This window comes from Paenibacillus hodogayensis (genome assembly GCF_039536325.1).
GTDB lineage: Bacteria > Bacillota > Bacilli > Paenibacillales > NBRC-103111 > Paenibacillus_AB > Paenibacillus_AB hodogayensis.
The window spans coordinates 404,576-418,120 of record NZ_BAAAYO010000014.1; the positions used below are offsets into that span (position 1 = coordinate 404,576).

14 protein-coding genes are annotated in these 13,545 nt (G+C 47.3%); 2 read left to right on the forward strand and 12 right to left on the reverse strand.

The window, feature by feature from the left end; translation table 11 throughout:
- Positions 1-149 precede the first annotated feature (149 nt).
- A complete protein-coding gene (locus ABD796_RS29820; protein ID WP_344915310.1) occupies positions 150-1,322 on the reverse strand; it encodes an ABC transporter permease in 1,173 nt (390 codons plus the stop codon).
- The gene (locus ABD796_RS29825) at positions 1,306-1,938 is read right to left on the reverse strand and encodes an HlyD family efflux transporter periplasmic adaptor subunit (protein WP_344915312.1); all 633 of its coding nucleotides are present in this window, start codon (positions 1,936-1,938) and stop codon (positions 1,306-1,308) included. The genes ABD796_RS29820 and ABD796_RS29825 overlap by 17 nt, the downstream gene beginning before the upstream one ends.
- Before the next feature lie 289 nt (positions 1,939-2,227).
- On the opposite strand from ABD796_RS29825, the gene ABD796_RS29830 reads away from it, so the two are divergent.
- The gene (locus ABD796_RS29830) at positions 2,228-2,800 is read left to right on the forward strand and encodes a TetR/AcrR family transcriptional regulator (RefSeq protein ID WP_344915314.1); all 573 of its coding nucleotides are present in this window, start codon (positions 2,228-2,230) and stop codon (positions 2,798-2,800) included.
- 171 nt (positions 2,801-2,971) lie between these two features.
- Here the strand turns inward: ABD796_RS29830 and ABD796_RS29835 are convergent, their stop codons facing one another.
- Both ABD796_RS29835 and ABD796_RS29840 read right to left on the reverse strand, forming a co-directional pair.
- Positions 2,972-4,087 (reverse strand): slipin family protein, encoded by a 1,116-nt coding sequence (locus tag ABD796_RS29835; protein ID WP_344915316.1) that lies wholly within the window; start codon positions 4,085-4,087, stop codon positions 2,972-2,974.
- Between the two features lie 777 nt (positions 4,088-4,864).
- Positions 4,865-5,425 (reverse strand): hypothetical protein, encoded by a 561-nt coding sequence (locus ABD796_RS29840; RefSeq protein WP_344915318.1) that lies wholly within the window; start codon positions 5,423-5,425, stop codon positions 4,865-4,867.
- Positions 5,426-5,593: 168 nt separating this feature from the next.
- Here ABD796_RS29840 and ABD796_RS29845 point away from each other — a divergent pair, with 168 nt between their 5' ends.
- Entirely contained in the window at positions 5,594-5,842 is a 249-nt protein-coding gene (locus ABD796_RS29845) for a helix-turn-helix domain-containing protein (RefSeq protein WP_344915320.1), read from the forward strand.
- A gap of 390 nt (positions 5,843-6,232) precedes the next feature.
- Here the strand turns inward: ABD796_RS29845 and ABD796_RS29850 are convergent, their stop codons facing one another.
- The 8 genes from ABD796_RS29850 to ABD796_RS29885 form a co-directional block, all read right to left on the reverse strand.
- Positions 6,233-7,279: an alpha/beta fold hydrolase gene (locus tag ABD796_RS29850; RefSeq protein ID WP_344915322.1), complete on the reverse strand. Its 1,047-nt coding sequence runs from the start codon at positions 7,277-7,279 to the stop codon at positions 6,233-6,235.
- Between the two features lie 315 nt (positions 7,280-7,594).
- Complete coding sequence (locus tag ABD796_RS29855; protein WP_344915324.1) at positions 7,595-8,365, reverse strand: Fic family protein; 771 nt, start codon at positions 8,363-8,365, stop codon at positions 7,595-7,597.
- A 60-nt stretch (positions 8,366-8,425) separates the two neighbouring features.
- Entirely contained in the window at positions 8,426-8,974 is a 549-nt protein-coding gene (locus ABD796_RS29860) for a hypothetical protein (protein WP_344915326.1), read from the reverse strand.
- Positions 8,975-9,237: 263 nt separating this feature from the next.
- The gene (gene mazF / locus ABD796_RS29865; RefSeq protein ID WP_344915328.1) at positions 9,238-9,579 is read right to left on the reverse strand and encodes an endoribonuclease MazF; all 342 of its coding nucleotides are present in this window, start codon (positions 9,577-9,579) and stop codon (positions 9,238-9,240) included.
- On the reverse strand, positions 9,573-9,818 hold the full coding sequence (locus ABD796_RS29870; RefSeq protein WP_344915330.1) for an AbrB/MazE/SpoVT family DNA-binding domain-containing protein: 246 nt from the start codon (positions 9,816-9,818) through the stop codon (positions 9,573-9,575). Before ABD796_RS29870 ends, mazF begins: the two co-directional genes overlap by 7 nt.
- A 268-nt stretch (positions 9,819-10,086) precedes the next feature.
- Entirely contained in the window at positions 10,087-11,280 is a 1,194-nt protein-coding gene (locus ABD796_RS29875; RefSeq protein ID WP_344915332.1) for an ABC transporter substrate-binding protein, read from the reverse strand.
- Between the two features lie 229 nt (positions 11,281-11,509).
- On the reverse strand, positions 11,510-12,652 hold the full coding sequence (locus ABD796_RS29880) for an efflux RND transporter periplasmic adaptor subunit (protein ID WP_344915335.1): 1,143 nt from the start codon (positions 12,650-12,652) through the stop codon (positions 11,510-11,512).
- Positions 12,653-12,671: 19 nt separating this feature from the next.
- Positions 12,672-13,529, reverse strand: coding sequence for a carbohydrate ABC transporter permease (locus tag ABD796_RS29885; protein ID WP_344915337.1), 858 nt, complete (start codon positions 13,527-13,529; stop codon positions 12,672-12,674).
- Between the last annotated feature and the right edge of the window lie 16 nt (positions 13,530-13,545).

Here is a 13,545-nt window from a genome sequence, read left to right on the forward strand (position 1 = left end):
CTTATTTCCATCATAACCGAAAACGAGGATCAACGCCCGATCGGGAAAACTTACGCAAAAACACCTCCAAGATTGCCTCCCTATCCTGCGATAGGGTTGCTTTACCTGAAGGTGATTGGTATTGTCTTACGATATGGGATTCATTATTGTTATCGGGAAACCGACAAAGCTCCCGAATCTGCATGCTGCTCGACCAAAGGATTGGATGTTCTCGTTTCCCGTAGCACCATGAGTCCGATTAATAAAGATGCGGCGCCCATAATCATGAGCAATGCCCCGAGCTCCAAGCTGTAGGCCGTCAGCGCCCCGTTCCGGAACGCCATTCCGCGAATCAATCGGTTCAGCCAGTTCATCGGCAGCGCCCATGCCGTTACTTGAAAAAAAGCCGGCAGCGCAAGCGGAGTCAATTGAATACCGGTAACAAGAAACGACGGGTACAAAAGGACACTCATCCGTGAGCTGACTTTGGACACATCCTTGGCTGAGTAACCGAGCAGCATCCCCAACAGAGACAAGGCAAAGGAGTACAGCAGCAAAGGAATAATAAACAGATAAGGCTCCGCCTCGAATCGCAAGCCCCCCACTTGCTTCAATAATCCATAGCTTAGGAGCAAGGAGACCGTACTGAGCAAGGCATAGGGCACAACGCGAATCCACAGCTGGGCCGGCGATGTACCGTTCGCAAACAGCTTCCCTTCTTTTCGAAGTCGCGGCGCTACGGCCCCTGCAGCGCCGGTCGTTATCATCAATACGACGATGTTCACAAATCCGATCACCATCGAGCCGATAAAGCTTGTCGTCGGGTTATACAGCATTCGCTGGACGAGGGTTAAGGGAGATACAATGCCCCTTGCCGTTTCGGCATCCATCCCTTTTTGAGCGAGTCCGGTCATGGAAAGCGTCATATTTTCCGTCGTAACGATTTCCTGAATCGCGGTTCGAATACCGGTTAGCCCGGAGGGCATCGTGTTATCCATGAAAACCCCGATCGAAGAAGACTTCCCCTGTCCTTTACGCAGCTCCAGTTGGGCAGGAAGGATAACGACGGCTACAGCTTGTTCGTTAGCGAGCAATGTATCCGGATTCATGCGGCTGGGGAATACATTGGTTACCTTCATGTATTGGGATGCATTGATTTTCGCGATCAACTGCCATGAATAAGAACTATGATCCTCATCAATGACAATAACCGGAGACTTATTAATTTGATTTTTCGAAAACATCAATCCGAAGAACAAAGCCGCAATTAACGGGGCGACAAAAATGGCGATCAGAAACTTACTGCCCGCTACGTACTTCCATTCCTCAGTCAGCGATTTCATCGAAGTTCACCTCCGCCGTCATACCCGGAAGAAGATCAGCATTCGAAGGTACGGAAATTCTCACCATAAACATGCTCACGTCCGCCTGCCCTTTCTCTCTCGTCATGCGCAAGCTGGCAAACTGAGGGGCGGCTGCAATCGAAGCGACAACGCCATCAACCTCGATCGGACGGTTCAGATACGGGAAACGGACCTTAACGTTTGGATTCCGTTTAAGCTTCTCGATTTGTCCTTCCTGTACGTAAAGTTCCGTAAAGTAGTCGGTCTTTTGTACAACGGCGACGGGCATTCCGGGCATAAGCTGTTCACCGGGTTTTACAGCTATACGGTTAACCAGCCCGTCATCCGGCGATAATACTTCTTCTTCGCTTCCTTCCTTGGACCTCACTTTGAATAGAACATCCCCCTTTTTGACCGAATCGCCTATACCCGCATTTATCTGATCCAGAGTGCCCGGTTTTTTGTCATAAACGATCGTTTTCGACTCGGCATCCAGTATCCCTTGTTTTCGATTCTCGGCCTGGCTTACAGCATCTTTCCCTTTTGCCACCAGCAGCCAGCCTCCTGCGATCAGCACAAGCGCAATTGCCATATACAATACCCATTTTTGCTTCATGGTATGTCTCTCCCTCTCCCTGAAAAATCCTCTTTATTTTAGAATTTCTTGCTGAGCATCATTGTTTTAACTGCGTTTTCGGCGGCCTCCATGATAGGTGGAACATTTTTGCACCTCCTGAATTCAAAATATGATGATCATAATATATTATAGTCATCATATTTTAAAGGCGTCAATAGCTTCTTTCTTATTTGTCTTACAGGCAACGGTTTACTTAAAGAAAATTGACACCCTTAATTATGATGACTATAATATTTTAATATTGGCTTTGTCTAAAGGAGTGTTTCGGATGCCCTATCCTGAAGGTCATAAGTTAAAAATTCGCGGGCGAATTATTGAAAGTGCAGCCAAAGCTTTTCGTACGAACGGAATCCGCGAGATTAGCGTGCCGGTTATCATGAAGGGGGCCGGTCTCACGCATGGGGGATTTTATTCGCACTTTGACAATAAGGAGCAGCTGGTCTCGGAAACTTGCCGGTATGCCATAAGCGATACAATAGCACTGTTACAGAAGGCAGCAGATCAGGCGGGGGAAGAATCGAAGATCGATGCTGTTATTAGCTTTTATTTAAGTCCGTATCATCGCGATCGAACGGAGATCGGCTGCATCCTCCCTGCCCTTTCCGGTGAAATATCCCGGTCATCCGAAGAAGTAGGTCAAGTCTTCACCCAAGAGCTGCAACGAATGATTGATTTCATCTGCGATCTGGCGAAAATCGATCATGCTACGGGCAATGCTGTCATTAGCCTCATGGTCGGCACGATTGTACTGGCACGGTCAGTAAGTGATCCCAAGCTGAGCGACCACCTTCTATCGGCAGGCAAACAGAGTGCTAAGGGGCTTATTGAGAATTCGACCTGACCCACTTTTCCACATCCTGAGCCAAGAAATCGTAAATGCCAAATATGGCTCGGTTCGGATATAAATGGCCCTGGACATCAACGTCCAAGGCCTAGGTTTGTGCATGAAATCCTGCATTGGCAGGATGATGAAACAGCCGATTGGGCTGGTAAAAAGCAAATTGGGCATTCGTTATTTGCTTGCTGCTTTTCTTTCGCCAAGCAACGAGTTCAACCGCTCCAACAGATCTCCGCCGCCCGTTAAGGAGATGGATCCGATTTTCTCGCATATTTTCTCGAGGAATTCCAGCTCTTTCAGACGGAACAACGTTTGATTCTCGTCCATCAGCTTTGCGGTGTTAAGCAGGCTTCGGGTCGAGGCCGTTTCTTCACGACGAGTAATTAGATTCGCCTGTGCTCTTTTCTCCGCAAGCAAGACGGTGTTTAAGATATCTCTCATTTCCCCCGGCAACACGACATCCTTAACCCCCGCACTCAGAAAATGCACCCCGAACCCTTCCTCCTTCTCACGCAAACGGGAGAGTACGAACGTCGCCACATCCTCTTTCCTTTTCAATAGATCGTCCAATTTAAGAGCTCCGACATATTCCCGAAGCGCAAGCTGAAGCTGGATATGGATTTGCTCGTCAAACGATTTCATTTCCAAAGCGCGTAATGGCGTTACGATCTTGTATTGACAAACGAAGTTCAAGCGCAGCGTCACTTTGTCTTCGGTCATGATTTCTTGGCCGATAAGATCCATTTGTTGTTGTCTCAAATCAATCGTCTTTACCGTAGTCGAGACTGGGCCTTTCCAGAAAAAGTACTTGCCGGGAGAAAGCTCTCGTTGCAAAACGTGATCGTAAAACAAAACGCCGGATTCGTAACTCGCGATTTCGTAGGACTGCACAGTGGCTGTAAGCTTCGGTATAATCGAACGGTTTACCTCGATAGGCAATTCAGGTTGTCTGATATCTATATGCAAAATAGTATGTTCTTTAAGTATGTTCCAGAAGGCGTAGACACCAGGCTTCAGTAATTGAACGAATTGTTCATCCTCATAGTGCAGAACGTACTCGTGATCTTGTACGCGTACGATCTGGAGTTCACTCAGGAGATCTTCATCATGAAGGAACAACTTTAAATCTTTTCCATCCACATGAAACGGTTTAGCGATATTCAACACCACAACGGTGGATTTTGACCACAATACATAGTGATAGGTCCCCGGCATCAGCTTTTTCACATAACTTCCTTTATGAAATAGCAAACCACGCTGGTCGGCTTGAATCGTTACTTTTTTTAACACCGTAGTTAACCCCCTTAATGATTCTGCCATTGGATTTAGAATCCCACTGCGGTTCGGGCGGAATCGCGTTTTAGATAAGCGTTCTGCCGATGCTTTCAAGGAGATCTGATTCAGAAGGGTGACCCTGCTTCAGCCCCCTCTTCCTCTTCCATCCTAGAAAGCATCCCGGCGTTTCGCTCCATCGGTATCCACGGATTACAAAGCCAACCTGCAGTGCGCTTGCACTAGCCGCTAGGGATTCTATCCTTTGGTTTTGGTTTAAGTTTTTTTGCTCGATTGGAAGTCGAGTATTCTACCATAATCGCTCCCTAGGCGATTGGGGAATCGATCCCCCATAGGTGATTCTTACCGAACCGATCGTACAGGATACCGTAACCTATTATGCACGGCACTGCGGGATAAACGAATATCCTCGCCTCGTTACGACCGCTCGAATAAGAAACAATGTTTGCAGGTTCTATAATCGCTCATTTCAATCGGAACGAACATGGCGAAAGTATTACGACTTGTCTTATTTCCTTTCATGATGGATCGACTGAGTTGTTTGAATCTTTGGAGACACCTCGCCGTCACGGTAACGTTCGATATATCGTTAGCTACACTGGACGTGTAAGCCGTTGTCGCGGTTCCGAATGCAGGACTTAGCACATCGAACCGGCAGGGCAAGCCAATACAGTCCAATGGCCGTAACCACGGTCAGAACGAAAAAAAGAACTGCCGCAGGGACAGTCCAAAGTTAAGTTTTTTCCACATCGCCTAAATGGAAAACACGAAAGACTATTGCTCACCCTCAGTCTCAGGTTTTGTGGGAGCTGCTGCCTCATCCTTTGCTGTGCCATCCTCGACAGTAGCAAAGGGATCGACCAACAGCGCAACAATAAGCTGCACACCATCTCTCATTCCCTGCAAATACAGGCGTTCATTCTCCAATGCACGTTTGAGATGATGCTTGTCCTCCCATTCGATAAATTCCGGCCATTGCGTATTATCTCCGCCGGAAAACATCGCTTCGAAAGCCGCTCCCTCCTCGGCGCGATATTTTCGCAGATCGGGATGACGCTCGATTCGAGTTGAAATGTAGTCCAGCCGCTGCTGTATCGCACTCTGGAACCATGATGGAAACTCCATAATTTCTCCTCCTCGCAAGCAAACCCTAACCAAGCTTTTGCCCGTGTCCGCCCTTTCCTGAAGGAATCGGACAATTAATTCGTCTACCTTCCGACTTTGAGCCTGAACGACCTCATTTTGGCCGAGCGGAATTCCCTGCTCAAGAGATTTCTGGCCAAGCTCGTCTAGCCTCCGCTTTTCTTCCTCTAATTTGTAAAGCAGTTCCTTCACAGGTCAGCCCCCATCTCCTTGTTTGAGTGGCGTCTCTGCCTGTACCTGATGCTTACACAAGCCCTCAATTTTACTGCGAGAATCGGTTTATTTTATTTTAATGCGAATTACGCATTAAAACAAGGCTATTCTTACGTACAATTTGGTTGAAATGTGAGGTGATCGCGGATGAAACACCGGAAAGAGCCGCCGGGCGACAAAAATATCATTGGCACACGAGTTGTTGCACTCCGAAAGACCAAACGAATGAAGCAAAAAGAATTTCTCGCCAGACTGCAGACGTTCGGTCTGGACATCAGTTCGACCAGCCTGTCACGGTTGGAGGGGCAGTATCGCCTTGTTCAGGATTATGAAGTCATCGCCATTGCCAGGGCGCTGGACGTTTCCGTTGGTGAATTGTTGGGTGAGGATACGTAAGAATTAGAATAGCCCTGAGAGAGCTTCGTTCATCTTACGGTATAATTGACATATGAGCCTGAACGGTTATTCTCCAAAGGATGAAATTCTAGATTCTCATACCGAAGATAACCTGCAGTACGTGGATGAAGTTGCTCTCGTACGAGCCAATCAAGATCCCACTGAGGGTAAAATGCACATAGAATATATCAACAATCTACTGCAAACATCCATGACGATCCATTATAAAAGACGCTTTCTGACAATCGAGCATTTAGTCATCGATACCGGGGCAGCACATTCCCTAATCTCTTCCGACATCGTTGCTCAAATTGGGATTCACTTTGAAGATGGCGATACGCTTGTACGCTCCTTTGGAATCGGAGGAGACGAGTACTCCCGATCGGACTGCTACTCAGAATTTAAGCTGACTCCATGTTTTTTCAACCATTCAGCAAATAACTCTTCCTCCTCGAACTGAGGATAATGAGCGGATTTTTCGAAAATAACAAATTCCTTTTTCGGCGCTTCCAGTACTTCAAAGTATTCTTTTGCCGCGTTTACAGACGTCATATAATCATATTGTCCCATTACAAAATAAACGGGTATATCTACTTTACCGACGATGCTTGTAATATTATTTTTCGACTCTTCCTCCAACAAAATTTCTTGCGGTAATGAAACTCCTTTTAAATAGCGAATGACATCGAGCAAATTATACTCCGGATTAAAGAGAAACCCTGTGTAGTAATCTCTATTATCATCAATTAATCTAGCTGCTCCGCCATATTTTCGAACCATATCTCGTGGAGTAAGCTGCTCCCCTTTTTCTATTGGACCTCGGAGCTGTTCTAATCGTTCTGCATCCTTTACATGACCGGCTAATTTTGCTTGTTCAATAGAATAATTTAAGCTATCCAATTCGCTTTTCCCATGATCGGCAACCTGCCCGATTCCAACATAAGCAACAAATTTTTCAGGTGCTTTTGCGACAGCTTTCATCCCAATATATGTGCCAAAAGAATGGCCGATCAGCAGCACTTTTTCTTGTCCAAATTCCTTTTCAACATAATCTGTTAATGCCAACAAATCATCTACGAGCAAGTCTGCTGATAGTTTAGAGTAATCCTCAAAAAAGTGATACGACTTCCCGCTTCCGCGTTGATCATAGTGTACGATTGTAAAGTTTTTTTCAAGTAAATCTTGATATTTCCGCACATAAGGAATTTCAGAACAGCCAGGACCGCCGTGCACAAAGATTACTATCGGATTGCGTCGGTCCACTCCCCTAATCATGACTTCATGATCAGTGCCATTAATCTCGATCTGTTTTAACAAACTTATGCTATTATCTCCTTCAATTCGAGGTGTCCATGTTGGAAAAACCAATCCGATTGCAAGAAGCAAAACAATAATAAAAATACTTATTTTTGCTATCTTTATGTATTTTCTTTTCAATTGACGGCTCCTTAATTGGTATTCAATAGAATGATTTTAATCTAAAAATAACTGCAGCAACAATGGATCATCTGTCATACTTGTAGTGGATTCGACATTTCCCCCAAAAAACCTTTGTACATGAAATTCATACCAAAACGTCCGGTAAGCTGTTCCAATTTATTCTGTGCACAAAAAAGAAAAGCGACTTTACAGTTAACAATCCTGTTTTATTAAGAGTCTGGAAATCACATTTCGCCCCCCTATGACTCTGAAAATAAAGAACCCACAGCATCATTGAGCTGTGGGTCTAGTTCGTGCATTCTGTCACAAAACTCATTTAACCACCGAGATGTATCTCTGCAAACTGTCCTCTACACATTCTGCAATCAAGTTAATGAATGGATTCAAATTATCTTTTACACTGGCCTCTTCAAGTGTCTCGTAGTACTTTAAACGAATTCCGTTCTCAGCCTTGACAATTGCGGGCGGGAATCCGAACCCCATTAAAACTAAATTCATTAATAACCGAGCCGTTCGTCCGTTTCCATCCGTAAACGGGTGAATATAAACAAATTGGAAATGTAGCTGCGCAGCTAGTTCAACCGGATGCAGTATATTCTTTGTTTGTTGATACCATTGGATCAATTTCTCCATCTTCTCTGGGACCACAGCAAAGTTTGGTGGAGTATGCTGAGAGCCTGAAATTCCCACATTCATCATTCGATAACGGCCTGTATTCTCGTCGTCAATATTTCTAAGTACGAGTTGGTGAATCGACTTCACTACGTATTCAGATAACTCTATGTTTCTATGAACGATATCCTTAACGTAATGAATTGCCTCTGCATGGTTGATAACCTCAAAATGTTCCCGCAGCTTTTTGCCGCCTATTGCTAATCCATCTTCTAAGACTAATTTGGTTTCCAGTAGGGTCAGTGTGTTGCCTTCAATCGCATTTGAATGATATGTCCATTCTACGCGATAAATGTCTTCCAAATTTCGCACAGCAGCGGCCGGCAGAGGTCGAAGTGAATCCAGCTCTATCTTCAGTTTATCGATTTTCTCGAAATTCACGACCCACCCTCTCCTAGCCTTGTATATCATTACCATTATATCTCAATGGATTATATTTAAGACGGTTCTATTCCAATCAAAAATCTGCCGTCAGGGGGCAAAGACCTCTGGATTGTCATTTCTCCAGGCGCCTATACAGCCAATTAAACAGGCCGTGCAGCTTATCATCACCCTACCGCTCTCACTGTCCGCATAGGTCATTGCGATATTTATGCCCGGCTTGCGCCAAGCCAAAATTCGACCGGAAAATCCAGGCCAGTCGCATTCCTCATCCAGCTCAGGTTGACCATATGCCTTTATCGATTCATCTGGTGTTGAACTCATCGTGATTCCCTTGGGAAGGTATCCGGGAAACGGAGCTTTAATTCTGTCATCTGACCCTGGCGCAAGAAAATGTATGGCGCCGATGATCCATTCATCTTGATTTTTATAGTTTAGTCCGGTCAAATCATTTATTTTTGGTGCGCGATAAATATCGATACGTATCGATGATTTCGCAGACCAGATGATATCGTCGTTGAAGTAGCTGTTCGGGGTTGGCATTCGCTTGACGCCGAATGGTTGCAGCAAAGCTTGAACATTCCTTGGACTGTATGGATGGCCAAGCATTTCAATGAGCTGTTCAGATGGTTCTATCACTTATACCCATTCCTTTCGCTTCGCTCAAGGCAAAAAACGTGATGAAATCGTTGTGCGTGAACTTTTTTCTGAAAGCAACCGCCCCACGCCGGGCAAAGCCGCTGGCTTGTGACGAGTAGAAGATCATTACGATAGCAATGCGTCCGTCACGCCCGAATAAGTGAAAATCATAACATCAATCAGGTAAACGTGGCTCCAATATACTACTCTCTGATAAACAACACACAGCACTCCCCAAGAAACCTCGTTGGAAGGCAAAACTGTTATCGGATCAACAACTCCATTTTTGAAATAACCTCAGCCATCGTATCATCTGATACTTTGCAGATGAAGGTTGCCTGTCGGGACTGCCAGTCAAGACTCTTCACCTGATCGGAGAGAATTACCCCCTCGATAGGCAAGTCCTGCGGAATGACGACCTCAAATGGGTATCCCTTGATCTTGGATGTTACCGGACAGAGCAGGGAAAGCCCAACCTTACCGTTATATGCAGCAGGTGATATAACCAATGCAGGACGCTTCCTAGATTGCTCATGACCTGATTGTGGATTAAATTGCAACCACACCAAGTCGCCGCGATCCGGCACATACGAATTGCTCACCATGACTCCCGTCCTTGTGGTTCGCCTGTAGATACCTCTTTATGAAGATTATCCGGTGTCACATGAGCAAGGAGTTCATCCAATGTTGCCGACTTCGGCTTAATTACAAGGTGACCATCTTCGGAGCAATCGTCTTCTTGAGCTTCAACTGTCTGTTTCTCAAGGTCAATTAAAACACGAGAGTTGTTTATATTGAGTTTTTGAAGGATGGATTTTATCGTATTCGTGGCTTGTTGATCCATTTTAATCCCTCCATTGCCGCACTTGATTGAACTCATTATAACATACGGAGGCTGTTTCAATAATTTCCAATTGTCTCGTGGGATTTGGAAGCCAATACTCTTGCCGGACTTTTCTCTGCGAGTCCGGCAGCCCTTCCACTCTCTCTCTATTGAATCATTTTTGCCGCATAATAATATGTACCGGCACTCACACAATGGTTTCCATTTGCAGAGTGACGTCGGGAGTTTGAACGATTCGACACCCACTCTCCCCTGCTGCTCTCCTCCGTTACTCATTCAAATACGTTGTCACCCGGTTCTGAATCAGCTTACTGACTTCTTCTGCGGATTTCTGTCCGTTCTTAAAGCGTTCGAACTCCTCCATAGCGATCGTTAACACTTTCATATCACTGGATATTCGGGCGCCCGCCTCCGAGATCAGCTTCTGTACCTCTGTAATCCGTTTTTTCGTCGTTTCGCCATCCGGCAGCATGTCTTTCGGGATCGGCAAATCCAGCGTTCCTTTCTCGATTTTTTGCAAAACTTCATTTAATTTCTTATCAGTAGCGCCTTTATTCATCGGCAATCCAAAGAGATCCGGCGAAGCTTGCATTTCATCGGAAAGCAAAAACTTGATGAATTCCCATGCTTCCGGTTGAACGTCGGATTTGCTGTTCACCCCTAAACTGTACATGGACTTGAACGGTACGCCTTCCTTTTTTCCGCTCACGCTCGGCTTCTGGTAATATTCAAGGCTTGAGGGTATCGTCAATGCTGCCGCGGGGCTGAATATGCCAACCATTTGAAATACCGCTTTACTGGGATCGGACGTAGCGGACGTGAACCCTTCACTGAGCAGGCCTTCGTCATATATCGACTTGATTTCCTTCATCATGTTGCGGAACAGGTCCGAGTCGAAGTTCGGCTTACCTTGTCCGACGAGCTGGACGTAATTGTCCTCGATATAATCGTAGAGCAGCGGCGACATAATCAGGTTGTAGTATCCTTCGCTATCCCCTTGTTGCTTCAGTTTCTTGGCGACATCCTTAAATTGGCTCCAGCTCCAGGGGTTATTTTTGTCGACTGAAATATTCGCCTTCTTCAATAACTCGGTATTCCCCTGAACCGTTTCGAGCGAAAAGGAGAGCGGCATGACATACAGGCCGTCCCCGTCTTGGGATGCCTTCAAAATATTAGGGTATAACGCGTTTCGATCGAACGAGCTGTCTTTGGCCATCAAGTCGTATAAGTTGACCAACAGTTTTTTGGCGACGAATTTGTTTTGGGGCAGGTTGTTCATAAGAATAAGATCGGACCCTTTGCCGGAAATAACCTGCGTCGTCACCGATTGAACGTACTTTTCTATGTCCGCCGCTTCCATGGCCATGCCGCTTTTTCCGGTTCCTTCCGACGCCTTGTACTCTTTTATTTCGATATGAATGTCCGCATGCTTTTCCTCAAATAGCCGCACAGCGTTTTCCAAGAAACGGTCTTTCCTCAGGACAGATACGGCGACGGTTTTCCTGCCCCCCTCCTTCACGCCTTTGGGATCTGCGTTGGAACCGCCACCCGGAGAGCTTGGGGCAACGCCTCCCCAATCGCCTCCCGGAGCGTTTGGGGAAGCCCCTCCCCCATTGCCCGAACAGGCGGATATTAGCAGCATAACGGACAGCATCATAAGTAACCCTATTTTCTTCACATGAATCATCCTCTCAATGTAATCGAATGCGGTTGCCTTCCTGCAGCGGTTCGCTCGACTCCGTCACAATGTCTTCTTCCGGGTAAACGCCTCCGAGTACGACCATCTCCTCATCGTTCCCCTTCCTCGTATTCACGTAAGCCTTCTGGACCGTGTATGTGTTGCCGAGTGAGCTTCGATTCTCGCGAACGACAAACACGTAGCTTCCGGTTCCGTCTTTTTTGAGCCACTTTTTGTTGATGACAAGCCCCTGCTCTTGAAACGGCTTCTGCAAGCTAACGCTGGCTGACTCACCTCCTTTGAGATCGTCTCCCCACACGTAGACGACGATCGTTTTTTGAGCCTTGGCGCCTCCGTCCGGATTGCCGCTTTCAGCGTCCGGCTTGCTTCCAGCCCCTCCCCCGCTACCCGGGGTAGCGTCCTTGATTTCGGCGACTGTTCCTTCGAGCCGCCGGGGCTTATCCCCATTCACGTTTACAGGCACTTTCTCGTCTTTTCGCATCAAATCGGCGGAATCTTTATCCACCGTGAAGGCGAATTGAAGCCCCTCGCCGATTTTCACCAGCGTCAGCACCGGCTGCCCTTGGGAAATGCTCACGCCTTCATCGGCTTGAAGATTCGCCACTTTGCCGTCCGCAGGCGCTGTCAACATGCGTTTTCTCGCCAAATCTTCACGCATCGTTTCGATTTTCCGCATCGCGATGTCCCGATCCAATTGATCCAATTCCAAGCTGCGCTTCGCTTTGCGGTTCACCTCCTCGTCTCCCGCTCGCTGGGCGGCCACGAACTGTTCTTGCAGCAGCTCCCGGTTCAAATTCCTTTTCTTCAGCTCGTCCTCCGCATCGAGAAGCTGCCGCTGCGCCTCCGTTCCGTCGAACGTTACGAGAATCTGCCCCTTCTTGACTTGTACGTCATTGCGAACATGCACCTTCTCCACCTTCCAGCCGCTGTCGCTGTTTAATTCGATTTGCTTGCGCGGCGTGATCAGACCGCTGCCCTCGATGCGATGGGTCAACGTTTTTTTTGCAGGCTTCTCTGTCGTCACCTTGGGTAGCAAGGCGGTTTGAAGCGTTTGGCTGAACAACGTGAACCCAGCCAATAGGAGGAGAAAACCAACCAATGCAATACCGGCAATCCGTTGTTTCCGCTGCACCATGTCGCCACTCTCCTTTCGCTCAGCCTTTCACGCCGGAAAGCTGGATTCCTTCGATAAAATACCGTTCGGCGCTTAGGAACAGGAGCACCATCGGCATCATATACACAACCGAGGCGGCAAACGAGACGCCGAGGGCATCTTCCTGGATGCGGGAGAGGAAGACCGATAGCGGCTGCATTGCGGCGTCCTGCAGAAAAATAAGCGGCTGCTCGACCATATTCCAATAGTCGACGAACAGGAGCACGACCAGTGCGGCAATGCCCGGCTTCACCATCGGCAGCGCAACCGATACGAGTATGCGCACAATTCCCGCCCCGTCCATTTTGGCCGCTTCGATATAAGCCGAATGGATGTGGAGCATGAATTGCCGCAGCAGAAACACGCCGAAGGGGGCGAACACGCCGGGCAGTATGATGGAGCCGGGATGATTCAGAAGGCCCAGCCGATCGGCCATCAAGTAGTTGGGCACGAGCGTCACCTGGAACGGCATCAGCATGGTCATCAAATAGAGAAGAAACAATCCTTCCCTGCCCGGAAAACGCAGCTTTCCGAATGCAAACGCGGCGAGGGTTGCCACCGACGCTTGTCCGATGATGATGGGCACGACCATGTATACGGAATTCCAGAACAGGTACAGAAATTTCGGCGTCGCGATCAATACTTTGTCATACTGCTGGAACGACACCCAGTCGGGAATCCATTTGAGATTGACGAATAAGCTCTTATCGGTTTTGCCCAGCATGCCGTAATTCGCCATAATTTCCCGTTCATTCATAAAGGAACTGACGACGGGCAAGACGACGGGCATTAGCAGCAGGACGGCAATGGCGATCAAAAGCAACGAGCGCAACAGCGGGGTGACCCATCCCTTTATCACGTCATTCACCTCTTTC

Bases quoted from the DNA above. Each gene is read 5' to 3' on its own strand.
- ABD796_RS29820 (WP_344915310.1), bottom strand. From the start codon at position 1,322: ATGAAATCGCTGACTGAGGAATGGAAGTACGTAGCGGGCAGTAAGTTT.
- ABD796_RS29845 (WP_344915320.1), top strand. From the start codon at position 5,594: ATGAAACACCGGAAAGAGCCGCCGGGCGACAAAAATATCATTGGCACA.
- ABD796_RS29870 (WP_344915330.1), bottom strand. From the start codon at position 9,818: ATGGATCAACAAGCCACGAATACGATAAAATCCATCCTTCAAAAACTC.
- ABD796_RS29855 (WP_344915324.1), bottom strand. From the start codon at position 8,365: ATGATATACAAGGCTAGGAGAGGGTGGGTCGTGAATTTCGAGAAAATC.
- ABD796_RS29880 (WP_344915335.1), bottom strand. From the start codon at position 12,652: ATGGTGCAGCGGAAACAACGGATTGCCGGTATTGCATTGGTTGGTTTT.
- mazF (WP_344915328.1), bottom strand. From the start codon at position 9,579: ATGGTGAGCAATTCGTATGTGCCGGATCGCGGCGACTTGGTGTGGTTG.
- ABD796_RS29825 (WP_344915312.1), bottom strand. From the start codon at position 1,938: ATGAAGCAAAAATGGGTATTGTATATGGCAATTGCGCTTGTGCTGATC.
- ABD796_RS29830 (WP_344915314.1), top strand. From the start codon at position 2,228: ATGCCCTATCCTGAAGGTCATAAGTTAAAAATTCGCGGGCGAATTATT.